Source organism: Rhodococcus koreensis (genome assembly GCF_017068375.1).
GTDB classification, from domain to species: domain Bacteria; phylum Actinomycetota; class Actinomycetes; order Mycobacteriales; family Mycobacteriaceae; genus Rhodococcus_F; species Rhodococcus_F koreensis.
On sequence record NZ_CP070610.1, the window covers coordinates 100,611 to 126,290 of the forward strand.

At 64.4% G+C, this 25,680-nt stretch carries 19 protein-coding genes and 4 pseudogenes; 9 read left to right on the top strand and 14 right to left on the bottom strand.

Going from position 1 to position 25,680, the window contains the following annotated elements; all coding sequences use genetic code 11:
- The first annotated feature begins 154 nt into the window (after positions 1–154).
- On the top strand, positions 155–1,312 hold the full coding sequence (locus JWS14_RS41470) for an acyl-CoA dehydrogenase family protein (protein WP_095869858.1): 1,158 nt from the start codon (positions 155–157) through the stop codon (positions 1,310–1,312).
- Between the two features lie 286 nt (positions 1,313–1,598).
- A complete protein-coding gene (locus JWS14_RS51560; RefSeq protein WP_338051777.1) occupies positions 1,599–1,976 on the top strand; it encodes an acyl-CoA thioesterase in 378 nt (125 codons plus the stop codon).
- 22 nt (positions 1,977–1,998) lie between these two features.
- Here the strand turns inward: JWS14_RS51560 and JWS14_RS41475 are convergent, their stop codons facing one another.
- The gene (locus JWS14_RS41475; protein ID WP_241031735.1) at positions 1,999–2,595 is read right to left on the bottom strand and encodes a TetR/AcrR family transcriptional regulator; all 597 of its coding nucleotides are present in this window, start codon (positions 2,593–2,595) and stop codon (positions 1,999–2,001) included.
- A 69-nt stretch (positions 2,596–2,664) separates the two neighbouring features.
- On the opposite strand from JWS14_RS41475, the gene JWS14_RS41480 reads away from it, so the two are divergent.
- The 3 genes from JWS14_RS41480 (at position 2,665) to JWS14_RS41490 (ending at position 6,862) form a co-directional block, all read left to right on the top strand.
- Positions 2,665–3,573, top strand: coding sequence for an oxygenase MpaB family protein (locus JWS14_RS41480; protein WP_373560072.1), 909 nt, complete (start codon positions 2,665–2,667; stop codon positions 3,571–3,573).
- A 37-nt stretch (positions 3,574–3,610) separates the two neighbouring features.
- Positions 3,611–5,050 carry an aldehyde dehydrogenase gene (locus JWS14_RS41485; protein WP_206016348.1) on the top strand — a complete coding sequence of 480 codons (1,440 nt, stop codon included), beginning with the start codon at positions 3,611–3,613 and terminating at the stop codon, positions 5,048–5,050.
- 285 nt (positions 5,051–5,335) lie between these two features.
- A complete protein-coding gene (locus JWS14_RS41490) occupies positions 5,336–6,862 on the top strand; it encodes an AMP-binding protein (RefSeq protein WP_095870002.1) in 1,527 nt (508 codons plus the stop codon).
- 145 nt (positions 6,863–7,007) lie between these two features.
- On the opposite strand, the pseudogene JWS14_RS51565 reads toward JWS14_RS41490, so the two are convergent.
- Both JWS14_RS51565 and JWS14_RS51965 read right to left on the bottom strand, forming a co-directional pair.
- Positions 7,008–8,000: pseudogene (locus JWS14_RS51565) on the bottom strand (ATP-binding protein); the annotation flags it as partial.
- Between the two features lie 9 nt (positions 8,001–8,009).
- Positions 8,010–8,213: pseudogene (locus JWS14_RS51965) on the bottom strand (aminotransferase class I/II-fold pyridoxal phosphate-dependent enzyme); the annotation flags it as partial.
- A gap of 26 nt (positions 8,214–8,239) precedes the next feature.
- On the opposite strand from JWS14_RS51965, the pseudogene JWS14_RS41505 reads away from it, so the two are divergent.
- Positions 8,240–9,261, top strand: a pseudogene (locus JWS14_RS41505) (IS481 family transposase).
- Positions 9,262–9,893: 632 nt separating this feature from the next.
- On the opposite strand, the gene JWS14_RS41510 reads toward JWS14_RS41505, so the two are convergent.
- From JWS14_RS41510 to JWS14_RS41555, 10 genes and pseudogenes are all read right to left on the bottom strand, one after another.
- Entirely contained in the window at positions 9,894–10,913 is a 1,020-nt protein-coding gene (locus tag JWS14_RS41510) for a dihydrodipicolinate synthase family protein (RefSeq protein WP_095869855.1), read from the bottom strand.
- Between the two features lie 65 nt (positions 10,914–10,978).
- On the bottom strand, positions 10,979–12,463 hold the full coding sequence (locus JWS14_RS41515) for an NAD-dependent succinate-semialdehyde dehydrogenase (RefSeq protein WP_095869854.1): 1,485 nt from the start codon (positions 12,461–12,463) through the stop codon (positions 10,979–10,981).
- A gap of 10 nt (positions 12,464–12,473) precedes the next feature.
- The gene (locus JWS14_RS41520) at positions 12,474–13,454 is read right to left on the bottom strand and encodes an ornithine cyclodeaminase family protein (RefSeq protein ID WP_095869853.1); all 981 of its coding nucleotides are present in this window, start codon (positions 13,452–13,454) and stop codon (positions 12,474–12,476) included.
- Positions 13,455–13,697: 243 nt separating this feature from the next.
- Positions 13,698–14,890: pseudogene (locus tag JWS14_RS41525) on the bottom strand (thiolase family protein).
- 172 nt (positions 14,891–15,062) lie between these two features.
- Positions 15,063–16,082, bottom strand: coding sequence for a fumarylacetoacetate hydrolase family protein (locus tag JWS14_RS41530; RefSeq protein WP_206016349.1), 1,020 nt, complete (start codon positions 16,080–16,082; stop codon positions 15,063–15,065).
- A 70-nt stretch (positions 16,083–16,152) separates the two neighbouring features.
- A complete protein-coding gene (locus JWS14_RS51290) occupies positions 16,153–16,794 on the bottom strand; it encodes an MFS transporter (protein ID WP_259376145.1) in 642 nt (213 codons plus the stop codon).
- Positions 16,722–17,429, bottom strand: a complete 708-nt coding sequence (locus tag JWS14_RS51295) for an MFS transporter (protein ID WP_206016350.1) — start codon at positions 17,427–17,429, stop codon at positions 16,722–16,724. The genes JWS14_RS51290 and JWS14_RS51295 overlap by 73 nt, the downstream gene beginning before the upstream one ends.
- Positions 17,430–17,857: 428 nt before the next feature.
- Positions 17,858–19,096: an NAD(P)/FAD-dependent oxidoreductase gene (locus JWS14_RS41545; RefSeq protein WP_095869850.1), complete on the bottom strand. Its 1,239-nt coding sequence runs from the start codon at positions 19,094–19,096 to the stop codon at positions 17,858–17,860.
- A 1-nt stretch (position 19,097) separates the two neighbouring features.
- Positions 19,098–19,424 carry a 2Fe-2S iron-sulfur cluster-binding protein gene (locus JWS14_RS41550; protein ID WP_095869849.1) on the bottom strand — a complete coding sequence of 109 codons (327 nt, stop codon included), beginning with the start codon at positions 19,422–19,424 and terminating at the stop codon, positions 19,098–19,100.
- Positions 19,425–19,442: 18 nt separating this feature from the next.
- Positions 19,443–20,741: a cytochrome P450 gene (locus tag JWS14_RS41555; RefSeq protein ID WP_241031736.1), complete on the bottom strand. Its 1,299-nt coding sequence runs from the start codon at positions 20,739–20,741 to the stop codon at positions 19,443–19,445.
- A gap of 122 nt (positions 20,742–20,863) precedes the next feature.
- On the opposite strand from JWS14_RS41555, the gene JWS14_RS41560 reads away from it, so the two are divergent.
- The gene (locus JWS14_RS41560; RefSeq protein WP_095869848.1) at positions 20,864–21,829 is read left to right on the top strand and encodes a LysR substrate-binding domain-containing protein; all 966 of its coding nucleotides are present in this window, start codon (positions 20,864–20,866) and stop codon (positions 21,827–21,829) included.
- A 263-nt stretch (positions 21,830–22,092) separates the two neighbouring features.
- Here JWS14_RS41560 and JWS14_RS41565 read toward each other — a convergent pair whose 3' ends face one another.
- Entirely contained in the window at positions 22,093–22,992 is a 900-nt protein-coding gene (locus JWS14_RS41565; protein ID WP_166680756.1) for an ABC transporter substrate-binding protein, read from the bottom strand.
- A 130-nt stretch (positions 22,993–23,122) separates the two neighbouring features.
- On the opposite strand from JWS14_RS41565, the gene JWS14_RS50640 reads away from it, so the two are divergent.
- Complete coding sequence (locus tag JWS14_RS50640) at positions 23,123–24,643, top strand: bifunctional 3-(3-hydroxy-phenyl)propionate/3-hydroxycinnamic acid hydroxylase (RefSeq protein ID WP_218835159.1); 1,521 nt, start codon at positions 23,123–23,125, stop codon at positions 24,641–24,643.
- 49 nt (positions 24,644–24,692) lie between these two features.
- The gene (locus tag JWS14_RS41570; RefSeq protein ID WP_095869999.1) at positions 24,693–25,631 is read left to right on the top strand and encodes a VOC family protein; all 939 of its coding nucleotides are present in this window, start codon (positions 24,693–24,695) and stop codon (positions 25,629–25,631) included.
- The last annotated feature ends 49 nt before the right edge of the window (positions 25,632–25,680 follow it).

Sequence of the window (25,680 nt, forward strand, 5' to 3'; positions counted from 1 at the left end):
CACGATCGACGACCGACGTGCCGCGGGCTGCGGGCTGCGGGCTGCGGGCTGCGGGCTGCGGGCTGCGGGCTGCGGGCTGCGAAATTCTGATCCGTGTACGACCCACCCCTCCTCCTCCCGTCAATCCCTGAACTACTGATCTTCCGGAGAACCGATGCAGCGCACTTTTTTCGACACTGACCACGAGGCCTACCGAGAGGTGGTGCGGGAGTTCCTCACCCGCGAGGTGGAACCGCACTACGAGCGTTGGGAGACCGACAGACTTATCGACCGTTCTGCGTGGCTCGCTGCCGGTAGATCGGGCATCATCGGACTGGCGGTGCCTGAAGCCTATGGCGGATCGGGGGTCACCGACTACCGATTCAGGAATGTTGTCTCCGAAGAGATCGCCCGCACGGCGACCACGTCGTTCGGTGGTGGCATTGCCACCCACGACGACGTGGTGATCCCGTACGTACTCATGTTAGGCACCGAGGAACAGAAGCAACGGTGGCTTCCCGGCATGGCCGCCGGCGAGCTGATCGGCGCCATCGCGATGACCGAACCCGGAATCGGAAGCGACCTACAGGGCATCAAAACTACCGCGGTGCGCGACGGTGACGACTGGATTGTCAACGGTCAGAAGACGTTCATCAGCAACGGCATTCACTCCGACCTCGTCATCGTCGTCGCCCGTACCGACCCGAGCGCCGGTTCCAAGGGCTTCTCGCTGCTCGTCGTGGAGCGGGGCATGCCCGGCTTCAGCCGTGGCCGCAAGCTGCACAAGGTCGGCCTGGCCGGTCAGGACACGGCGGAGCTCGTGTTCGAGGACGTGCGGGTGCCCACGAACAATCTGCTCGGCACCGAGGGGAGCGGCTTTATCCATCTCATGGAAAACCTTCCCCTCGAACGTATGTCGATCGCGGTCATTGCGATTGCCGCCGCAAAGGCCGCGTACCAGTGGACCCGGGACTACGTGTTCGAGCGCAAGGCGTTCGGCAAACCGATCGGCGATCTGCAGAACACCCGGTTCGCGCTGGCGGAGATGCTCACCGAGATCGAGGTGACCGAATCGCACATCGACCGGTGCGTACTCGCCTTGAACGCAGGCGAACTCACCGCCGTCGACGCGTCGAAGGGCAAGTGGTGGGCCAGTGAACTGCAGAAGCGTGTCGTCGACCGCTGCGTCCAATTGCACGGCGGCTACGGCTACATGATGGAGTACCCCATCGGCCGCGCCTACGTCGACAGCCGCATTCAGACGATCTACGGCGGAACCACCGAGATCATGAAGGAAATCATCGGCCGAGAAATTGCAGCGGCCTCCGCATAACCGGCAGTGGATGCCATGGTTGGCCGGTGGGGACGCGGCCCGGCGACGGACTCAACGGCCATGGCTAATTCAGGCCAGGCGCCGTGCAGCAAGGAGAAGGCTCTGGCATTGCCGCTCTTTCACCACAGATCCAGTGCGACATCCGTTGTCGACGCGAGGCAGATAGCAGAGGAGAGATGTGTCCACCCTGGAGTCACTGGTGGCAACGACCGCCCGTCCCCATGTAGAGCGGTATCGTTCAGAGCTGTACCCGATAAGCAATAGTTGCACGGCTCGATACGCCGATATGGACCCCAACGCCCACCTCAACAATCTAGCGTTGGAATCGCTTCATGAAGACGCTCGCGCTGTATTGACCCGGCAAGCCTTTCCCGACACGCATGATCCAGCAGGCCGAAAACAACGCTTGGTCACTTCCCAGAGTGTCGTACATTTTCTCGCCGAAGCGTATTGGCCAGCCACGATCGACACGTGCGTCGGCGTCGGACGGATAGGCCGAACCTCGTTCGTGGTGTCCTCGGCGCTGTTTCACGCGGGGAACTGCATCAGCCTGTGTGACGCCGTCATGGTGGCGGTAGGTAAGGACGGACCTGTTTCAATGCCCGCCGTAGCGCGAAGGACGCTCGAGAACTTGCGGCTTCGAGTCCGAGTGGTCGGTTCCTGACCGAATCCTCTGCACCCTTGCCTTACGACAGGCCCTGGTCGAGTACGGTTTGAAAAGCCCATGCGAGCGCCTCTCTGGAGCGATAGGTGCCGCTCTCGTATCCGACGAGCAGGTACATCGACACCGTCGCGTTACGCTCGGCCAGCTCCCGGTCATTCGTTGCTTCGAAGTGGGCGTCGGCGATGAAGCGTCGTCGCTCCTCGTCCACTTCGATCTGGATGGCTTGGACGTCCGGGTCATGGGCCGCCCATACACGGATCGCGGCTTCGGACTCGTGTGGCAGGCGCAGGCCGATGTCGATCAAGAACTTCAGGCGCTCGGCAGGATCGGCGATCTCCCGGGCGCTGCTGATGAGGCGGCCGCTCTTTTCCGTGCGCCAGTATTGAATCAGCGCGGACGTGTACTCGCCCCAGTTCGCGAACGCGTGGTAAAACGAGCCGGTTGTCGCCCCGACCGCCTCGCACACCGTCCCCAGCTTCAAGCCGGCATGCCCTTTTCTGCCGAGCACGTCCAAGCCGGCCTCGAGGTAGCGCAACTGGGCACCTCTCGTAGGCACTTTTTTCTTCTTGGCGTGGTGAGAAGTCACGCCTTCTTTTACCAGGCGCGCGGTCCTGATCATGCATCACCCTTCCGGCAAGTGTGACCTCTTGCACAAAAGCGTAACTCAACTTACGCTTGCGCACGAAATATGAAGGAGCGTGATGTGAGCAAGCCCAATCGCAACAACGGCCTGGACCCGGAAACCGAGTTCGCAGAGATTTACCGCAATCTGGCCACCTACGAGTTCCCCTGGGACCTGAATCAGTCCCTGAGCTTTGCCCTGTTCCGCACCTATGCGGTCCCGAGCGTCGGCAGATTGCTTGATCAGACCGGAGCCTTTACCCAGAACACCCAGAAGCGCTACGACGACACCTCGATCCTGCTCGAGGTTCCCCTACTCGAGGGTTTCGACAGCCCTAACGGAAAAGCAGCGATACAGCGCATCAATCAGATGCACCACATGTACGACATCTCGAACGAGGACTTCCTCTACGTCCTCGCGACGTTCGTCGTCGTTCCCCAGCGATGGATTGAGAACTACGGCTGGCGGCAACTTACGGGTGACGAACTACTCGCCTCGGTTCGCTACTACCAGGCACTCGGCCGCCACATGGGGATCAAGGACATTCCCGCCACGTACGCGGAGTTCGCGGCCCTCATGGACACCTACGAGGCCGCACACTTCGCGTTCGACCCCGGCGCGCGCCGGGTCGCCGACGCGACCATGAACCTGCTCGCGTCCTTCTACCCCGCCGTCGCCAAACCCATCATCGACATCTTCAGCCGGTCGCTGATGGACGAACCGCTCCTGGCGGCGTTCCGCTACCGAAATCCCGGGAACCTCGCACGGCGCCTCTCGGCGGCCGGACTGCGGTTACGTGCCCGCTTCGTCGCCGCTCTGCCCCCGCGCCGCACGCCGCAGTACGTCCACACGATGCCACGTATCCGCAGTTACCCCAACGGTTTCGACGTCAAAACCTTAGGAACATTCGCCCCCGGGTGTCCTGTTCCGCACCGTCACTCGCCCCAACCCGACACGACCACCAGTCCAAGCTGAACCACCCATCCTCTTCACTTCAGAGCCAGGAGACTCCATGGGACTCGACCGCCCACACCTGTTCATCAACGGTGAATTCGTCACCGGCACCGACACCCCTGTGGACGTCGTCAACCCGAGCACCGGCAAGGTCCTCGGAGCCGCCGCCACCGCCGGCGTCGCAGACATCGACGCAGCGGTCACCGCGGCCAACGACGCACTGACCGGTTGGTCCGCCACCCCGGCGCACGACCGCGCCGACATTCTCGACCGCTTCGCCGCCGCCCTCGCCGCACGGGGTGAGGACACCGCAACGCTGTGCAGCCAGGAGAACGGCATGCCGATCACCTTGTCGGCATCGGCCAACGGACTCGCCCCGGCGGCACTGCTCGGCCTCTACGCAGGCCTCGCCCGAGAACTCACCTGGGTCCAATCGCGCCCGAGCCTCACCGGAACAACCGAAATCCGTCGAGTGCCGGTCGGCGTCGTTGCGGCCATCTCCCCGTGGAACTACCCCCAAACGTTGGCGATGATGAAGATCGCGCCTGCGCTCGCGGCAGGGTGCACGGTCGTCTTCAAGGCCGCCCTCGAGACCGCCCTGGACGCTTTCGTCTTCGCGGATGCCGCATTGGAGGCAGGGCTGCCGTCGGGTGTGCTCAACATCGTCCCCGCCGGCCTCGAAGCCAGCCAACACCTGGTCGCGCACCCGGGCATCGACAAGGTCGCTTTCACCGGATCAACTCCGGCCGGTCGCGCTATCGGCGAGGTCTGCGGACGCCTGCTGCGACCGGTCACACTCGAACTCGGCGGCAAGTCTGCCGGCATCGTGCTCGACGACGTCGATCTCGACGTCCTCGCCCAAGGGCTCTATGCTGCCTCGTTCCCCAACAACGGCATGACCTGCTACGCGAGCACCCGACTGCTCGTGCCCGCGAACCGTTACACCGAGGTCGTGGACACCGTCACCTCCGTGGTGAAGTCCTTCACAGTCGGAGACCCACTCGATCACGACACCCTGATCGGCCCGATGGTCACCGCAAACCATCAAAAACGAGTCCTGAACTACATCGAGACTGGCAAGTCGAGCACCGCCCGACTGATCACGGGCGGTGACGCAGTCACCGACCTCGACGGCTACTTCGTCGCTCCGACCGTCTTCGCTGACGTCGACAACAGCGACACCATTGCCCGAGAGGAAATATTCGGCCCCGTCCTGTCAATCATCAAATACGACGACGACGCCCATGCCATCCAGATCGCCAACGACAGCAAGTTCGGTCTGGGTGGGACAGTATGGTCCACAGACCCCGACCGCGCCGACGCCATCGCCCACCAGGTCAAGACCGGTACCGTCGGAATCAACTCGTACACCCTCGATCTCGGATCCCCCTTCGGCGGCGTGAAGGCCAGCGGACACGGGCGCGAACTCGGCCCCGAAGGTATCGACCCCTACCTGACCTACCAATCCGTCTACAAGACCTCTGCAGTCACCGGTTGAGCAACACACGGACCGACACGGCCACCGAGGTAACGCCCCATTACTCGCGCTGCCGTGGCATCAATGCCTCACCGGGACCGCGGCCACCCCGTCGTCAGTCGGCACAGCGGCGAATACATCCTTCCGGATTTCCAGTCGAGGCAGCGGGCCGGTGATCAGCCGCACGGGCTTTTCGACTGAGGATTTCGACGCGCCCGCACTTCCTCCTCAACACGCCGAAAGGTGAAGCACGTGCACCAGATCGAATTCTCCGACCAGCCCGGCCGCGCCCGGCGATCGCACTGGATGAACCATGTCGAACGCCACGCCGCCACCCTCAGTGACCGCGCCGCGATCCGGTTCGACGGATCGACCACCACATGGACCGAGCTTCGGAACCGGGTGCGTGCCTTGGCAAGGGCCTTGTCCTCACGAGGCATCGGCTTCGGCGACCGAGTAGCGATCATCACCGGGAACCGTCCGGAGTTCATCGAAACAGTGCTCGCTGCAAACCTTCTCGGTGCCCTTGCCGTTCCGGTCAACTTTCGGCTGACCGGACCAGAAACCGCCTACCTACTCGCCGACTCCGGCGCAAAGATCGCCATCGGCGACGAGCTGGGCACCCCGATCCTCGTGGCCGCCCTGAAAGACCTTCCCGAAAGCCCTCGGCTCGTCACCATCACCCACCCCACCAACGGATTCGAGCTCTACAGCGACCTCATCGACGAGACGAACACCGCGGCGGCGGCTCCGCTACCAGACGTCCCCGAAGACTCCCCCGCCCTGATCATGTACACCTCCGGCACCACCGGACGCCCCAAGGGCGCCGTGCTGACCCACCTGAACCTGCAGGCCCAGGGCGTCACCGTCACACGGGCCTTCCAGTACATGGACGAAGACGAGGTCAACCTGATCGCCTCCCCACTGTTCCACATAGGCGCAATCGGCTCCGTCGTCCCGACCCTCTTCGTCGGCGGCACACTCGTCCTCCATCCCACCCGAGCATTCATCGCCGACGCGATTCTCGACCTGCTCGAAAACGAAGGCGTCACCAGCGTGTTCTTGGTCCCCACCCAGTGGCAGGCACTGTGCGCAGAACCCGGCATCGCCACCCGCAACCTCGAGCGGCTACGTGTCCTCGGTTGGGGCGCGGCGCCGGCGAGCGACACACTCCTGCGCCGGATGGCCGACACCTTCCCCGACGCGATGAACGTCGCGCTCTTCGGCCAAACCGAAATGTCCCCGGTGACGTGCGTGCTCCACGGCAAGGACGCGATCCGCAAACTCGGCTCCGTCGGCCGGCCCATCGCCGCGGTCACAGCCCGCGTGGTCAATCCGAACATGGAAGACGTCGAACCGGGTGAAGTCGGTGAGATCGTCTACCGTGGCCCTGGATTGATGCTCGGATACTGGAACAAGCCCGATGCGACGGCCGATGCCTTCCACGGCGGCTGGTTCCACTCCGGTGATCTCGTCCGCGTAGACGAGGACGGCTTCGTCTACGTCGTCGACCGCGCAAAAGACATGATCATCTCCGGTGGCGAGAACATTTACTGTTCCGAGGTGGAAAACGTACTCGCAGCCCACCCCGATATCGTCGAGGTCACACTCATCGGCCACCCCCACCCCGTGTGGGGCGAAACACCGGTCGCCTTCGTAGTCCCTCGGGGTCCGGCCGCCGCGCTCGACATCACTTCCGTTCGCGAATGGGCATCAGCATCCCTCGCGAAGTACAAACTCCCCACCCAACTCGAGGTGATCGACGCTCTCCCCCGCAACGCGTCCGGCAAAATCCTCAAGAACACCCTGCGCAAGCAGGGTCAGCACTCATGAACTGAACGGCATACATCGCCAGCTTCCGACCGGTCCTCGCGAGAGGACCGGCCGGGGACACGCGGTACTCGATATGGACAAACTGTGCTCAAACAAACTTCACCCCTCAGTGCCGATTTCCCGGCCGCACACCTTGAGCTCACCATTAGCTTCGGGCGAAGCGGGCGATGTCCACAGCGAACGCATCGAGCATTTCCGGGGTCAGGGTCGGACGCATCGCACTGATCACCCCCAATAGTCCTCCGTACCGGCGTGACAACGTCCCCCTGTTCGACACTGCACTCGAACGTCGTCTGCGCGACCATCCGTGCCGCGTGCGCCACATCCGCGGGAGTAAAGCCCGCCGACGCGGCCACCAACGCCGGAACAGCTCCCACAACGCATGCCGGGCCTGCTCATCCGGTGCCCCGATCGGCAACACGTAATCGAACCGACCACGCCGCAAAAATGCGTCATCGAGGTCACGCACCGAGTTCGTCGCGCACACCAGAAGCCGCCCAGCCCGCTCCCGGAAACCGACGATAGATTTCAGCAACTCGTCCACCACTCCTACCGAATCCGACCCTGGCCGGCGCCGGGCCGCGACACCTCCTCCACCTCGTCGATGAATACGACCACATGATCGAGTTTGGCCATCGACCCGAACATCTCCCCGATCCCCGCCGCCAAACCGCCCCCATTCGAGGCCAACCGTGACGGAAACAATTCGACGAACGGCCACCCCAACCGGCTCGCGATCGACCGCGCAAACGTGGTCTTCCCCTTCCCTGCGTGCCCGAACAGCACCACCGCCCGCGGCGGCACCACCCCATGCTCGGCGGTGAGTACCGACCGCGACAACGGCAGCACGATCCGCCGCTCGATCAAAGTCTTCTCCTTGGCCATCCGGGCGACCTGCCGCCACAGACCTGCCGGTGGGACCGCACCACCGAGCCGGGCCAGCACTTCCGCGATCCGCTGATACCGTCCCCACCTTCTCGTAATAGGTGATGCCTGCCCGCGCGGTGAAACCGGAATTGGCCAATGCCGCCGCACCTGTCTCCCCCTCGGGCAACAGTGCGCTCATCCGCCGCACCCCCCTTGCCAGCAACCGGTACTCCAGCTCGGCGATCAGAGCGCTCCCCAGTGAATCGTCCCGGGTTACACGCGCGAGCGATTCGAGTTCGGACCTGGTGTGCACGGTGCCCGTGGGGTTGTGCGGGTTGCAGAGTAGGACGACGCACCGACCGACCGCCGTCTGCACTCGTGCGATCGTGTCCCCGATGAGGTCGATGTCGAGACGGCCCGCCCGGGTGAGCGGCGCCACACCGATGTTCCGGTCTGCGTGCGAGACGTACGAGAAGAAGGGCGCGTAGACCGGGTGGTCACGATTACGGCATCACCAGGGTCGGTGCTGACGCGGAGCACCTCGATGATGCCGGTCATCGCCGCCGACTCGTCGAACGTTGCCAGACCCGTCCCATCGCCCACGTCGCTGCCGAGATGGGCATCTCCCGCGCCTGCGCCAGCAAATGGGTAACCCGCTTCCGCGAGTTCGGGGAACTGGGACTGCTGGATCGCCCGAGCGTGCCCCACCACCAACCAACCGACCGCCACCCCCACCTCGGTGGTGGCACGGATCGAGAAGCTGCGCCGCGACAAGAAATGGTCCGCCCGCCGCACCGCCCACGAACTGAGCAGTGATGGCACCACGATCGCCGTGCGCACCATCAGCCGACACCTGGCCCTCCTCGGATTGAACCGGCGCAAGTTCCTCGACCCCACCGGTGAGAGCAACCGTGAACCAAGGCGAATCGTCGCCCGCTGGCCGGGGCTTATGGTGCACGTGGACGCGGGTGAAGGTCGGGCGGATACCGGAAGGGCGGTGGCTGGCGTGCCCACGGCAAGCGCTCTGACCAGGCGAAGGCCGTCGAACGCGCCAAGGCTGCCGGAGCCCGCGCCGGCTACGTGTACCTGCACTCCGCCGTCGACGGGTTCTCCCGCCTTGCCTACACCGAGGCTTTGACCGATGAGAAAGCCTCCACGGCAATCGGATTCATGCATCGAGCCCGGGTGTTCTTCGCTGCACACTTCCGTCGGCCACATCAATCGGATCGTCACCGACAACGGCTCATGCTACCGCGCGAAAGACTTCGCCAATGTCCTGCACGGCGCGCGCCACCGGCGAATCAACCCATACACCCCACGGCACAATGGCAAGGTCGAGCGCTACAACTTCGATCCTGTCCGAGGAATTCCTCTACGCCCGAACCTGGACCAGCGAGCAGCAGCGCTCACGAGCTCTCGAAGTGTGGAACGTGCACTACGACTACCATCGACCTCACACTGACGCCTGAAACCGGCCACCCGCGAGCAAGTTCCACGCCGGTGTCACCAACGTTATGGCCTCATCCAGCTAGAGGACTCTTGTTATGCGCTCGCGGCAAGGGCCAGCCACCGTGCATTGGCTCGTGCGATGGCACAATTCGTAAGGATTTGTTGGATCGATGTCGCGCGGCGGGGTGCGATCAGACTGACGCACGCAATCGCAGCATGAAGGACATGCAACGGCATTTCGACTACTCCTAGGTCTGTGGCGAGATCCCAAGTCGGTACATCGACTACTCCGTGAATGCCGACGGCCCGCGTCCCGAGGCTGGCTACAGGTCAGAATGCTGCTCGCCAGCCTCTATGAAACCTTCAACAACAAGGGTTCTGAAGCACGCGAAACCCACATCAGTGTGATTCGGGTGTCAACGATCTGGAACTGAGGGTGTTCGCTTCGATCCCCTTCCGGGGACCTCTGGCGTTGATAAGCTGACCGGACCGAAAGGTCGTCCGTGGATAGTGGGTCAGAGGTTGGAATATAACTGGTCGGTCAAGTAGCAGCTTTCGAGCGATGACGTCGCCGACCAGGGCGGTGACGTCATCGCCTTCGACACTCAGTTCACGCACCCAGGCCAACAATTCGATCGACGGTGCTCCGCCGGAGTACCGCACCAACGTCGATCGAGGAATCGACCGGAGCCACTTCCCTCTACTGGTTCCGCGGTCAGGCGGGGTTGCGGCCGATGAAGAACTCTCGGAACGGATCCATACTCGGCTCCAGTCCGGCGTCGATCAAGCCCTTGCGCAGCGCGGCCATCTGGTGGTCATGGATGCGCTGGGTGGGTTGCCGCAGCGGGCCGCCGTTGTAGCCCTGCAACCACCCCTGAAACTTCCACGCCTGGCGGTTGAGGAACGATCCGCCGTGCATTCCGTTGAATAGTCCGGCTTTGACCTTGCGCGCAGGATGCAACTGCCAGTAGATCTCGGTGGCGTCATCGTATTTGCCGTCGCGCAGCAGCTGCATCACACGCGGAATCATGGGTCCGAAGTATTCGTGATCGCTGGTGGCCGAGAGCTGGATGGGAATGACTTGCGAGAGCGGGATCAGTTCGCCTTCGATGGGGATCGAGATGACGATCTCCTCACCGAAGAGGCGATGGCATTCGATCGCGCTCTGGATGCTCGGGAAGCCGCCTTCGGCTTTTACCACCGCGAGATTGGGGATCTCGTCGATCATGCGGCGAATGAGGCGGGTGGGGATATCGGACGGATGAATGCGGCCGCTGAAGCCCCAGATCACCATCGGGAACAGGATGATACCCAGGTTCGTCGCGTCGGCGACGGCCTTGGTGTAGTCGAAGATCTCCTGCTCGGACTCCGGGTAGAAGTTCGGCGGGTAGGACAGCAGCACTAGATCGGCGCCGGCCTCCTCTGCGCCCCGGACGGCTTCGATGTTCTGCTCCAGATCGTTCCAGCTCGCGTGGTGGACGATGTAGAAGTCATCGCCGGCCTCGTCCTTGGAAATCCGCAAGAAGTCCAGGTATTCCGGCAGGGTGATGCTGATTTCCGAGATACCGAGACTGCCAATGAAACCGTGTTCCTTGGCGAGGCGGATATCGTGGCGAATGCCTTTTTCGTTGATGCGGCGGAGGTCGTTCGTGAACGATGGAATTGTGCAGTTGACGGCGCCGACGAGCTTCTCGCGGGCCCATTCCCGGGCTTCGGAGCGTGTGTAAACAGCCATGACGGGCGTTCCTTCCGATTTTCGATCAATTGATTTCGATGTGTTGGCCGGTTGAACGGCTCCGGTCAGTTCGCGCCGCTGCCCGCCCACGCGAGGTACTTCATCTCCATGTACTCGTCGATGCCGTAGATCGACCCTTCCCGCCCCAGGCCGGACTGCTTGATGCCGCCGAAGGGCGCGGTTTCGTTGGAGATCAGGCCGGAGTTGATTCCGACCATGCCAGCTTCGAGGGCCGCCGCCACACGCCAGATTCTCTCGGCGTATCGACTGAAAACATAGGCGGCCAAGCCGAATTCGGTGTCGTTTGCCTGCCGGATCGCATCCGCCTCGTCGGTGAACGGGATCAGCGGGGTGATCGGGCCGAAGGTCTCTTCGCGGGTGACCTTCATACCGGCGGCGACATCGGCCAACACCGTCGGCTGGTAGAACTGCCCGCCCCGGTCATGTCGCGCACCACCGCACACCACACGTGCGCCGTGGGCGACGGCGTCGGCCACATGTTCTTCGACTTTGGTGACAGCAGACTGGTCGATCAGCGGGCCCAGCATGACGCCCGGCTCGAAACCGTCGCCGACCGGAAGGCCGGAGACCCGGTTGGCCAGCTCCGCGGTGAACCGCTCGTAGATGCCGGTTTGCACATATACCCGATTGGCGCTGATGCACGCCTGACCGGTGTTGCGGTACTTCGCGGCGAGCACACCCGATACGGCGACCTCGAGATCCGCGTCGTCGAAGACGAGTACCGGCGCGTTCCCTCCGAGTTCCATCGATGCCTTCTTTACCGTCGCCGCCGACTGCTGCAGCAGCAGCCGCCCGACCTCCGTCGACCCGGTGAAACTCACCTTCCCCACCAACGGGTTTCCGGTGAGTTCCGCGCCGACCTCCCCCGCCTTGCCGAGCACCACGCTGAACACACCCGCCGGCACCCCGGCACGAGTGGCCAGCTCCGCGAGAGCCAGGGCGGTGAGCGGTGTTTGCCCAGCAGGCTTGACGACCATCGTGCAACCCGCGGCCAGCGCAGGAGCAACCTTGCGAGTGATCATCGCTGCGGGAAAGTTCCACGGCGTGATCGCGGCGCACACCCCGATCGGCTCCTTGAGCACCAGGACGCGGTTCGCGGGATCGGGTGCCGGGAAGACATCGCCGCGCACACGTTTAGCCTCTTCGGCGAACCATTCGATGAACGATGCTGCATATGCGATTTCACCGCGCGCCTCGGTTACCGGCTTGCCCTCCTCGAGGACGATCAACCGCGCCAGATCCTCGGCGTGCTCGTTGACGAGGTCAAACCAGCGCCGGAGGATCTGGGCGCGTTGCTTGGCGGACCGGGCCCGCCAGCCGGGCAGGGCGCGGTGTGCTGCGTCGATGGCCGCGGCGACCTGCGGACGGCTCAGCGAGGGCAGGTCGGCCAGCTGTTCACCGGTCGACGGGTTGGCGATGGTGAAACGCCCGGATTCACCGTTTTCAATCCACTGTCCGTCGATATAGGCCGCAGTGCGGAACAGGGTGTGGTCCGCGAGCGTTCGGCTCCCGGTGGCAGCAGTGCTCATGGTGCGTCCTTTACTTGTGAACCGGTGGGATGCGGATGGGCAGTTCGGATCCGAGCCCGGACGTGCGGGCGGCGTCCGCGCACATAGCGGCGACGGCCAAGTCCTGAACGGCGGAGCCGACGGACTTGTACACGACGATCTGTTCGGTGGTCGTGCGCCCAGGGTGCCTTCCGGACACGAGGTCGGACAGCGCCGCGATCCGGTCGGTGACGTCGATGCCCGCCTGCGTCGCGGCGATGAGATCGCCACTGTCGTGCAGTACTTCTTCCAGGACGTCGGCGATGACGACGTCGGCGCGTGCGATCACATCCGGATCGACCTCGCGCTGCTCCCGCACGGTCGATCCGATCGAGACGACGGTCATTCCCGGTTCGAGCCACGCGCCCAGCAAGATCGGCGATTCGTTATAAGATCGCGCCGCGCAGATCACCACGGATGCGCCCGAAACCGCTGCCTGAGGTGACTCGGCGGCGATGATCGACGTGTCCAGATCGGCGAGTTCGTCGGCGAAGCGCGCCCGGCTCTCCGCTCGCGGGCTGTACACACGCACGGCTTCGAGCTTGCGCACCGCCGCGAGGGCGCGAACATGTTTCTTCGCCTCGAAACCCGAACCGATGACCGCAACCGTGACCGGTCCGGGTGCGGCCAGCAGGTCGACCGCCAGCGCCGATGTGGCCGCGGTGCGGTAGCCGGTGATCGAATTGCCGTCGAGCAGCGCCACCAGTTCCGCGGACTCCTGATCGAACAGGGAGATGAGGTACGAGAACTTGCGCACGCCGATCGCGCCGGCGATGGTCTTTACGCCCATCAACCCGCCGCTGCCCGGCGCGCCGCTCATCGACCGCAGGAACGAGGTGCCGCCGCGCGCAATGGTCCGGGCCGGGAATCGAGCATCGTCGGGAGCCGCCCGATAGGCGTCACGCAACGCGGCGATGGCCGGCGTCCAGTCGAAGGCCGATCGCACCGCGGCGTCGTCCAGCAGGAGTGTCAATCTTCTCCCCTTCCTTTCCAGAAGGTTGCGATACTATACGGATCGTATCGTATTGGGTTGTGGGTTTCTAGCCCCAGACTCACCACCGTCGGCTGACGACCGGAGAGCCCAGGGTCATCCACCCATCGAGGCGTAACTAGGAAGCACTGGGCTTCGGTGCCGACTTCCGGCGGGCGGAGGTGTCCGTGGTAGCGGACAGCCCTGCCGGGGATCGGACGGTGCGGGACTGGTCCTCCGCCCCGGTCAGATGCGTTCGATGATGGTGGCGTTGGCCATGCCCGCGCCCTCGCACATGGTCTGCAGGCCGTAGCGTCCGCCGGTGGCCTCGAGGTTGTTGACCAGGGTGCTCAGCAGGCGGGTGCCCGAAGAGCCGAGTGCGTGCCCGAGCGCGATGGCGCCGCCCCACGGGTTGAGCTTGGCCGGGTCGGCCCCGAATTCGTGCGCCCACGCCAGCGGCACCGGCGCGAACGCCTCGTTGACCTCGTAGCGTCGATGTCGTCGATGCTCAGCCCCGACTTCGCGAGGATCTTCTTGGTCGCCGGGATCGGCGCGGTGAGCATGAAGACCGGGTCGTCACCGGCAACGGCGAACGAATGGAACCGGGCCCGCGGCGTCAGTCCCAGCTTCGACGCCATCTCCTCGCTCATGATCAGCGCCGCGGACGCGCCGTCGGTCAGCGGCGACGAGTTGCCCGGGGTGATGTGCCACTGCGCCTCGGGGAACCGGGCCGCGTACTTCTCGGAGTAGAACGACGACTTCAGCCCGGACAGTCCCTCGGCGGTGGTGGAGGCGCGCACGGTCTCGTCGGCGGTGTGGGTCACCGTCTCACCGGCGGCGTTGGTGACCGAGATCGGGACGATCTCCTTGTCGAACAGACCCTTCGACAAGGCGTCGGCGGCCCGCTGATGCGACTGCGCGGAGAACACGTCGAGGGTGTCGCGGTCGAACTTCCACTTGGCGGCGATCAGTTCGGCGGAGATGCCCTGGTTGACCAGTCCCTCGGGGTAGCGGGCGGCGATGCCCGGGCCGGACGCGTCCTGACCGATGGTCGTCGTGCCCATCGGAACGCGGGACATCGACTCCACACCGCAGGCGATCACGATGTCGTAGGCGCCGGCGATCACGCCCTGCGCGGCGAAGTGCGCCGCCTGCTGGCTCGAGCCGCACTGGCGGTCGACGGTGGTGGCCGGAACCGAATCCGGGAATCCGGCCGACAGCACCGCTGTCCGGGAGATGTTGAGGGCCTGCTCGCCGGCCTGCCCGACGCAGCCGCCGATGACGTCGTCGACCTGTGCGGGGTCGATGCCGTTGCGTTCGACAATGCTGCGGAGCACGTGCGCGAGCAGTTCCACCGGGTGCGTGCCCGACAGCGCACCGCCGGGCTTGCCCTTACCGGAGGCGAGGCGGACGACGTCCACGATGACAGCGTTCGTCATGGAATTCCTTTCGCGCCATTCACTTGTACTTGGTGACGGCGTGGGTCTCGGACAGACATGCATCCTGATTGAGTGTGGGGCTTGCCGGAGGCCGAGGGGCTCGTAAGAGTCCGGCGGAAGGTACCGCCCCCTGCCAGCACCCCGGCCTCCGGCTCGGCACCGCGTACGTCGTTCAGTTGACGTCCTGGACCTCGAAGGGATACGGCCGCGGCTCAGGCCACCACGGGGCCTTCTCGCGGGTCTTACTGATCGGTGACCGCAATGTGCCAACGGACTCGAGTTCGAGTTCCACTACGTCACCGGGTGAGAGTGTCTTGCCGAGTTCGAGTCCAGACCCGAATCCCAGAGTGCCGGAACCGATTATGTCGCCGGGCTGGAGGTAGTCGGCGATCGAGACATATGCGACCAATTCGGCGGGGGTGTACACCATGTCCTCGGCGACGCAGGAGGACCATAGTTCGCCGTTGACCCGCACGGATCCCGTCAATCCTTCGATGGACGAGACCTCATCCATGGTGGTGATCCATGGGCCGATGCCGTAGGCGAAGTCCTTACATTTCTGCGGGCCCATGCCGATCGCCATCTCTGCGCCCTGCACGTCTCGCGCGCTGAAATCGTTGAAGATCGTGATGCCGAAGACGTGGTCGAACGCATCGTCCGGCGTCAGATTCCGTCCTCGCCGGCCGACGATGTAGCCGATCTCGAGCTCGTAATCGAACGCGTCCGTGAAGTCCGGGTAGGGAATCTCTTCGTTGTGCCCGTACACCGTCGCGGTCGAGCCCTTGAAGTACCCCGGAATTTTGTAGATGTTCGGATTGGGCAGCGCGTGTGCGACCTTCTCACTGAAGTTGACGATGTGCTGACTGAAGGTCAGCCCATCCCGGATCACCGGGGAATCCACCGCTGCACACCACTGGACCTCGAGTAACGGCAGTGATGCGTCGTCCGCGGCTCCGAGTGCCTCGTGCGCAGCATCCAGAAAGACATCGCCGCCACCGATCGCGGCGGCCATGCTGGACGGAAAGATGGAGCGGGCAATCTTCGACGCGCGCTCCGGCTCCGCACACGAGCGTTGCAGCGTCAGCGCATATGCCTGCGCCAGGTCGATCACCCTTTCGGTATCGGGCTGCACCGCGACGATTCGTGCGCGCGGACCGTCCGGGGTCGGTCGCACCACCCTGCCTAGCTTCATTGTGGCCTCCTAGTTTGTTCCGTAATCCTATACGATACGTCTCGAACCGCAATAGGTTTGATGACATCATCTACAACTCCGTTTCGGCGGGTTGCGGGATGAGAGAAGCCGGCGAAGTCCGCGGAGTGGGCGTCGGCAGTGTGGCGAAGGCACATGCACACATGGCGGCCAATGCTGCGCACAGGATGAGTGCTGCTGAGTACGTGCCGAGGGCATCAAACAACATCCCGATGAGCAATGGCGAGATGCCTGCCGCGATGACGAAGCCCGTGTACATCCAGGAATATGCTCGGGCGTATCCCGCGAGTGCGAAGTACCGAGCGGTGAAGAAGCCGATCATGTCGATCTCGCCGCCGATGGCCAGCCCCAAGGCAATGGCGGCGAGTGGAGCGAAAGCGACGCCTCCGACGATCAGGAAGCATGTACCGGCAGCACTCAAGGCGCAGACCCCTCCGGCAACCAGTCCCGGGCGGACATGATCGAGCAGAAATCCCACCATGACCCGACTTCCGATGACAGCGAATCCGATCAGGGACGCCAAGGTCGCGGCCTGCGACGGCTCCACATCCATCGACCGCAACATTGGAACGAAATGTGTGAGCAAGCCCGTGAAAGCGAATGACATCACGAAGAACGTGATCAACAATCTCCAGAAGCACCGGTCTCGACGAATCGCGGCGAAAGTCGAGCGGGCACGCACGGGAGCAGGCACATCGAGTTCAGTGCACTCGGCGAGGTCGTCGTCCTCCCCCGAGTGGCCGTTGCCGAGGGCTCTTTCAAAAAGGCGGGCACGGGAGCGATACCGCTCGCGGCGATCACAGCGAGCACAAGAAACCCTGCGCGCCAACCATATTCGACAATGACGCCATTGACGACGAGCGGAGCGACGGCCGCGGCGACACCGATCCCAGTCATCGCGAGTCCGAGGGCAAACCCGCGCGACTTGACGAACCACAGGCTTACCGTTCGCGTAAATCCGACCGGGCCGGATGCGCTGGCGAGGAAGCCGAGTGCGAACATGACCGCAAGGAAGACGGGGACGGTGTCGACGATTGTCGCGAGGGCAAGGTATCCGGATGCGAAGGACAGTTGCCCGAAAACAATGACTCTCCTCGTCCCGAAGCGGTCGATCGCGCGCCCCGTGCATACCGTTCCTGCTGCGACCCCCGCGCTGACCAGCAGCAGACCGAGACCGTACGAGGTCTTACTCAGTCCGATGGCGTTTTCGAGGTCGGCCGTGAACAAACCTATTGTGTACAGCAGCAATCCGGAGATGCCGACCGCCGACCCGAAGCCAGCGATGACGATAGTTGGCCATCCGCGCCGGATCTCTTCATTACTGACCATGGGCACACACCTTCGACAGGGAGGGAAATCGAGCATTGGTATTTCGAGACGAGCGGGGATCGCTTCGTGTAATTGGCGTCACATCGCCTGCGGGCTATCTCAACCTATCCCACGGAGTTCGTAAATTTCATGCACCCGTGGAACTTCCACGGTTGAACGGTAGAAGCTGCCCGCAAGGGATGGCGGAGGACCACGCCGAACCAGCGGCGCCGTTCGTTGTCGCTCCGTGGGCGGTCCGCGTGCCGCTGAGAGCTACCGAAGGTTCAGGTGCCGATCCGTCGAAGGCTCCGGTGCGGCGCGCTCGGCTCTCTCGAACCGCAGTTGAGAGCTGTTGTGGCAGCGGGTTTGCGAAACGCCGGGAGCGCAGGACTGTGCGCGGGTGCGACACGCGGGTGTGTCGTAGTTGGGCGGGGTGGTGCAGGGACTGTTCAGCCTGCGGAGATCGCGGCGGATCGCGCGGAGAGCGATTTGAGATCGAAGCCGGCCCGGGTCAGGTCGGTCAGGCTCGGCCGCCGCGGTGCGGACAGTACTTTGCGGGCGGCGAGGTGCACGGCGGGCTGGTTCACCGATTCGACGGCGACGAGGACGTCGTCGCGGAAGCGGAAAGTGGAGAACTTTCCGGTGGTGGGGTCGGTGGGGACAACGGTGCGATCGGTGGGACCGCCGACGCCGGCGATCTGGATCTTGCAGCTGCCTTGGTGGCTCCAGAACCACGGGAGGTCCTGGTAGCCGGTGGGGGTCCCGGTGAGTGTGGCCGCCAGGGCCCGGGCCTGGTCGACCGCGTTCTGCACCGATTCCCGCCGAACCCTGGTCCCGGCGTGTGTGCAGGGAAAGCTGACGCAGTCGCCGATCGCCCAGATGTGCTCGTCGCTGGTGCGTAGGAATTCGTCGACGTGGATGCCGTTGTCGATTCGCAGGTTTGCGGCGGCGGCCAGATCGGTCTGAGGGTCCGCGCCGATACCGATGACCACGAGGTTGGCGGGGAAGCGGCGGCCGTCGTGTCCGACGACGGCGGAGACACGTCCGTGGGCGTGTTCGATCGCCGACACCTGCACGTCGAATTGAAAGTCGATACCCGCGGCGCGGTGAGTGACGGTCAGCTGGTCGGTGGTGGCATAGGTCAGGGCGCGGGCGAGTGGCCGGGGACCGTATTCGACGACGGTGACGTCGATGCCGCGCCGGGCCGCCGCGGCGGCGAATTCGAGTCCGATGAAACCGGCGCCGATGACGACGGCGGCCGTCGCGTGGTCGAGGTCGTCGTGGAGGAGGGTGGCGTCGGCGGCTGTCCGCAGGTAGTGCACCCCGGGTCCCTGTGCGCTGGGAAGGGTGAGGCGTCGGTTGCGGGAGCCGGTGGCCAAAACAAGGTCGTCGTAGTGCATCCGGGTGCCGTCTGCGCACCCGATGGTGCGGGTGCGCGGGTCGATTCCGGTGACAGCGGTGCCGCGCCGCAGGTCGATCTCGTGATCGTGATAGAACTCGGTGCCACGCAGCGGCAACGGTTGCGGATCGCCTTCGGCGAGGTAGTCCTTCGACAGTGGGGGGCGTTGGTAGGGCAGTTCCGATTCGGCGCTGAGCACCGTGATCGGGCGATCGTGGCCGCGGGTTCGCAGGGAGTCGGCGAGCTGGATCCCGGCATGGCCCGCGCCGATGATGATCGTCGCGCTCATGTCAGATCTGGCTTTCCGGGAGATCGACCTCGAGACCGTCGAGGGTGGTGGTGACGAGGATCTGGCAACCCAGACGGGACCGCTGCGGGGCGCGGGCGGTGGCGGTGCAGTCGAGCATCTCGTCCTCGTCCTCGCCGACGTCGGGTAGATCCGTCAGATGCGCGGAGCGGATGTAGACGTGGCAGGTGGCGCACATGGCCTGTCCGCCGCATTCGCCGACAATGCCGGGGATCGAGTTGGTGACCGCGGCGCGCATCAGGGATGTGCCGTCGGGGACGTCGAGGACGTCGCTGCGACCGTCGGGCTGGTGGAAGGTGATTTTTGGCATGGAGGTCTCTCTCTTTTCTCAGTTGTCCCAGGTGACCGGGAGATCGGTCAGTCCTCGGAACACCCATCCGTCCCATCGGGTTTCGCGGGTGGTATCGACGCGCAGGGTGGGGAAGCGCTCGTAGAGCAGGGGCACCGCGATCTCTCCGACGGCGCTCTTGGCCGCCCAGTGGCCAGCGCATAGGTGGACCCCGCTGCCGAACGCCAGGTGTGGGCGGCGTGGGCGGGAAATGTCGAACACCGTGGGATCGGCGTCGAAGTAGCGTTCGTCGCGATTGGCGGAGCCGACCACCACACCGATGGCGGCACCGGCGGGCAGGCGCACTCCCCCGAGCACCACCGGGCGGGTGGTCTGGCGGGGGTACATGCCGATCGGCGACAGCCAGCGCGCGGTCTCGTCGAACACCGCCGGCCACAGCGAGCGGTCCACGGATACGTGCCGTTGCTGGTCCGGATGCCTCGACAGCGCCCACACCATGTTGGTGATCATGTGCTGCGGCTCGTTCATTCCCCCGGTGATGGTCAGTTTGACGTTCGCGGCCACCGCCTGCCGAGGCAGTCCGCTGCCGACCAGTGCCGAGGTCATCGACTCATTGGGATGCTTGTCGTAGAAGGGAATCAGGGCATCGAGCAGGGCGTCGACCTCGGTGCGGGCCTGCTCGCAGCGGACCCAGATGTCCGGATCGTCGAGCAGGTTGCCGGTGCCGGCGATGAAGGCATGAGACCACCGCCGCATGTCCTCGACATCGACATCCGGCAGCCCCAGCAGATCGATCAGGTTCTGTGATGCCACCGGTGCTGCGTAGTCCCGGTTCAGTTCGGCAGCCCCGGGACCGGCATCGGCAAGGACGTCCAGATAGGTACGCGCGTTGCGGGTGAACACCTCGGACCATACGGACTTGACCATCTTCGGACGCAGGGTGGGATTGATCGTCGATCGTTCGGACGCATGGTCGGGATCGTCCTTGCGCAGCATCGGATGCCCACCCAGCGCGCGCAGCATGGTCGCGCCGCTGCCCCCGACATCGGCGGTGTAGGTCTGCTGGTCGCACTCGATCTCGTGGCATTCGTGGTAGCTGGTGACCAGGTACTTGTTCACGGCCGGGACCCACGCCACCGGCGCCTCGTGGCGAAGACGCCGGTACGTCGGGTACGGGTCGGCGGCAAGTTCACCGGGCGCCACCCAGTCGACTTCGGGTGCCGGGGGTAATTCAGCCGGGTCGACGGTGCCTCTTTGCGGAAGTGCGCTCTCGCCGGCGGAGGCCGGGGCGTGGGTCACCGGACAGGACATTGGCCGCGTGGCTGCCGTGTCGGTCATGTCGTTCTCCATCTTGTGCGTGTTGTGCACCACATTGGGGTTGAGACTTAGTTCACATCACCGAGTAATTCTCGTAAAGTGATCAAAAATGGCAAATATCTTCAGTTGAACGGAAGTTTCAGATGGGTCAGCTCACCGTCCGCCAGCTCGAGTTGTTTTCCGCCCTCCCGCGATATGGGACGTTGTCGGAGGCTGCGGCTGCGTTGCACATATCCGAATCAGGTCTGTCACAGGCGGTTTCGGAGGTAGAGCGAATTGTGGGGGAGCAACTGTGCGTGCGTCGCAAGGCGAAGGGTTTGCAGCTGACGCCGGCGGGGCAGTACTTCGCCCATCGTGCGCGTCATCTCGTCGACGAAGTGTCCTCCCTCGTCGGTGATCTCGCTGCCACGCGTGGGGAGATCACCGGCCCCATTCGGGTCGGTTGCTATGTAGGGTTCGCCGCCACGGTGCTGCCGCCGGTGCTGGCGCACTTCGCAGGCGCACACCCGAAGGCCAAGGTCGGGGTCCGGGTCGGTGGGGACGACGAGCTGCTGCCGTCACTGGCCGACGGCACCTTGGACTTCGCGGTTCTGTACGACATGTTTCTACCCTCGGACCTCAACAAGCGGGTGGTGTACGAGACCGAGGTCATGGCCGTGCTGCCGGCCGACCATCGACTCGCCGACCGGATCAGCGTGGCCTTGCACGAGCTCGCCGAGGAACCTCTCGTTCTGCTCGACTCGGCGCCGAGCACGGCCAACACCCATCGAATCTTCGCCGAGCAGGGGGTACAACCCACTGTCGGCACCGCCGTTCCCACAATCGATCTCGTCCGGGCTCTGGTGGGGCGAGGAGTCGGATACGGCCTGCTCATGTCCCGTCCCAACTCTCCCGACACCACCTCCGAAGGACGACCCCTGGTGACGCGACCGCTCACCCCTCGTGCCGGCCGCACCAGCGTGGTCGCGACCTGGCCCCGGCACATGACCCTCAGCCCGCGGGCACAGGTCTTCCTCGATCATCTCGTGCACAGCTTGTCCCGGGCCGGGGAGTCATCGCATCAACACTCCGATGCGCCCGACCCGATGTCGGCGAAAGTCACTCCGTGAACCCGTCTCTCGTATACCCACTCCCCCGTCAGACGTGCTGCGCAGACCGCCGACATCTCTCGGACACGTGGACGCGGGTTCGCGCCAGTTTCGGTTCGGTGGCACCTGCAGCGTTCCCGGTGCGCCCCGGTGAATCGCAGAGTGCCACTGGCGCGCGCCGACCCAGCGCACACACGCCGCCGCGATCTGCACTCGAGGGCACGCCGGCCATTTTCTGCTTGCCTCGGCGGCGTCCATTCGACCGGTGTCCCGGATTCGGACCGTCAGAGCGGTTCGCAGCCGTCCTCGCGGTTGTGTATCGGCACGAGCCCGGCGGCCTGCAGCGGGCGGAGGTCGATCAGATCACCGGCCTCCGGTGCACCCTGGACGATCATGCCGAGGTCATCGCGCAGCTGGGCGAGCGCCCGAATGCCGATACCGGAGGGGGCCAGGGTCTGCGGCACCGCGGCGAGAGCAGAGGCGACCGCAGCCTGTCCGAACCCCGTGGCGAGCAGTTCTTGCTCGACCTCGGATGCCGCCGCCTGTTGCATCCACCGGTGGGCCGCGGCCAAAGCTCGGAGATACCGGACAATTTCGTCCATTTTTCCCGAGAGGACCTTTCGGGTGGACACGATTCCGAGGCCGGGGTAGGACGGCACCAGTTCCGCTATCCGCATGGCAACGGTCATCCCCTGATCGCGGCCGATCTCGTCCAGCGGCGGCGCCAGGAGAGTCACGTCCGCCGTGTTGGCGATCAGTGACTCGAACCGTTCGCGCACGCCACCCACCTCGACGACCTCGTACTGGTCTTTCGTCCGGCCGAGCCGCGCCATCATCGAGTACGCGACGATGGCGAAGCCGTTCGTAGGGGCGTCGACCGCCAGACGAATCACGTCGAGACCATCGGTCGATAGCAATTTGGGCCGAAGCGTCAAGGCAAGATCGGTGGTCGTTTCGATCTGGGCTATCACCGCGATGTCCGAACCCGTTGCATTCCAGGCGAACAGGTTGTCTGTCGCGGTGATGCCGACATCCGCTCGGCCTTCGTCGAGTTCCCGGCGCTGTTCGTGGGAGGACCCCACCAATTTTGTCTCCACATCGACGCCCGCTGCGGCGAACAGCCCCCGATGCTGCGCCACCGCCACGACCGGGGGGACGACGAACACCGACTGCTGCACCGTCATCGACTGTGCCTCCGTGTGAGTTGTTTCGAAGCCCTCGTACATATCGCTACAGAAAGTGATTGTGATCCACATCGCATGGGGTTAGAGTACGGAAATCGATACGAGACGTCTAGTACAGCAAGGAGCTCACGTGTCTTGGGATTACGAAGTGGTGGTCGTCGGCGGCGGCCCCGTGGGGGTGGCCGCCCTCGCTCTTCTCGGCCAGGCCGGGATCTCAGCGATCGGGATCGAACGCGAAAGTAGCGTGTGGCCACAGGCTCGGGCGGTGCACTTCGATGGAGAGACCCTTCGCGCATTTCAAGCCCTCGGCCTGGGCGAACAGGCGATGGCTCGATGTAAGCCGATGACGGACTTCCGCATGGAGAATGAAGCACGCGAGACGCTGTTCTCACATCCAACGGGGAAACTCGGAACACAGGCATGGCATGACGACGTCATGTTCCATCAGCCCGACATTGAGGTACTGCTGCGCAGCGAGGTGGACCGCCAGGCCGGCGTGTCACTTCGCTCGGGGACCACCTTGACCGATCTGGAGCACATTGCCGACGGGGTTCGCTGTGTGGTCACAGACGCCGAGGGCTCTACGGAGACCCTCACCGCGCGATGGGTCATCGCAGCTGATGGGGCTACCTCGACGGTGCGGCGACTGCTCGATGTCCGGACCGAAAGCCTCGGTAGCGATGATCCGTGGCTGGTCGTTGACGGATTACTGGACGGGGAGCCTGACATCAGTGGCGACATGGTGTTCCTCGGTCATTACAGTCGGCCGGCACTGTGGGTTCGCCTTCCCGGCAAGCGGGTCCGGATGGAGTTCAAGGTCATGCCGGACGATGATCCCCAGGAGATCACCACCGCGGCCGCCATCGAGCGCATCAGCCACGGCGTTCTGCCGACGGACCGATTCACGCCGGACCGGGCCGCGATCTATACCTTCCGCGCACGGGTTGCCGAGCGGTGGCGTGCGGGCAATGTGTTCCTCGCCGGGGACGCCGCCCATCAGGCTCCGCCACTGTTCGGCCAGGGACTGTGCGCCGGCATGCGCGATGTCGCCAACCTGATCTGGAAGCTGAGTCTGGTCTCGCGGGGTCTCGCCGACGTGGACCTGCTCGACACCTACGAGAGCGAGCGGCGCCCGCACGCCCATTACTGGGTGGAGCAGGCGGCGACGATGGCAGGCATTCTGCAGACCACGGACCGCAAGACCGCCGAACATCGCGACGCCTACGTGCGCGCGAACCCCGGTGCATCTGCACCCCCGTCGCCGGCGCTCGGTCCCGGCTTGCATACCGCCGAACTCAACGACAGTGCGGGCCGACTTTCCCTGCAGCCCCGGCTGTCCGACGGAACACGCCTCGACGATCTGGTCGGCGTCCGGTTCCTCGTCGCAGCACCCGAGGACATGATCGCCGGGTTGTCACCACAGCTTCAGGGGGCGCTCACCGGTGATGGCGAGACCGTGGTGCTCACCGACCCGGAGACGTTCTCCGACCTGCTCGCCTCGGTGAATGGCAAGGCCGTGGTCCTGCGCCCGGACCGGTACGTGCTCGGTGTCGCCGACACGTGTGAGGAGCTCGGGCTACTGCTCGAACTCGTCCCCACCTTCAAAGCGGCGCTCGCCCCCGCCGTCCAGGCCGCGCCCCTGCCACAGTGACGAGCCCTTGCCCGTCACTGCCCTGAACTGGTACCCGAAGGAGATTTCCGTGTCATTCAGTCCGATCACCCACCTACGTCACGTCGACATAGCGGTCCCCGAATACGACAAGCAGGTCGCGTTCTACGGCAACAACTGGGGCCTGACCGATGTCGGCGGCGAAAGCAATTTGACGTACTTCGCGGCCGAAGGCTCGCCTGAGCAGTACATCGTGCGTGTCAGACGCGCCGACGAGAAGCGACTCGATCTCGTGTCGTTCGGCGCAGCAGACCCCAAATCCGTCGATCAGCTCGCCGACCGCCTCGGCGGTGCGAACGTCGCGCTGATCAGCGAACCCGACATCTTGCAGACGCCCGGCGGAGGCTACGGATTCCGGTTCTTCGACCTCGAAGGTCGCGTCCTCGAAGTTTCCGCCGACGTCGAGACCCGCACACACCGCAAGATCGAGGAACGTGAAGCCATTCCCGTGCGACTGTCGCACGTGGTTCTCAACTCGCCTGAGCCCGAGAAGATGTTGGCCTGGTACGTGAAGCACCTCGACTTGCGTCTCTCCGACACCCTCGTCCATCCTCACATGGGTGGGCTCATGTGGTTCCTGCGCTGTGGACCGCAGCATCACAGTATGGCGATCGCCCGGTGCCCCCATACCGCGCTCAATCACGTGTCGTTCGAGATGCGTGGGCTCGACGAATACATGCGCGGTAGCGGACGGCTCATTCGAGCCGAGGTCCCGAAGATCTGGGGACCGGGCCGACACCGCGCCGGCGACAACACCTTCACCTACTTCCACGATCCCAACGGCAACACGATGGAGTACACCACCGAACTCGAACTTCTCGACGAGGACACCTGGCACCCGAGCCTGTACGACACCAGCGAACCGGAGACCTCCGATGAGTGGGGCACCGCCGACTCAATGAACGAATGGATCAGCAAGCAGATGTTCAACGATCCGGACAAGGGCCTGTTCCAGGCACCCCCGGTATAGGGGCCTCGCGTACCGACACCGCAGCCCGGGCTACCCGGGCACCCGCAAG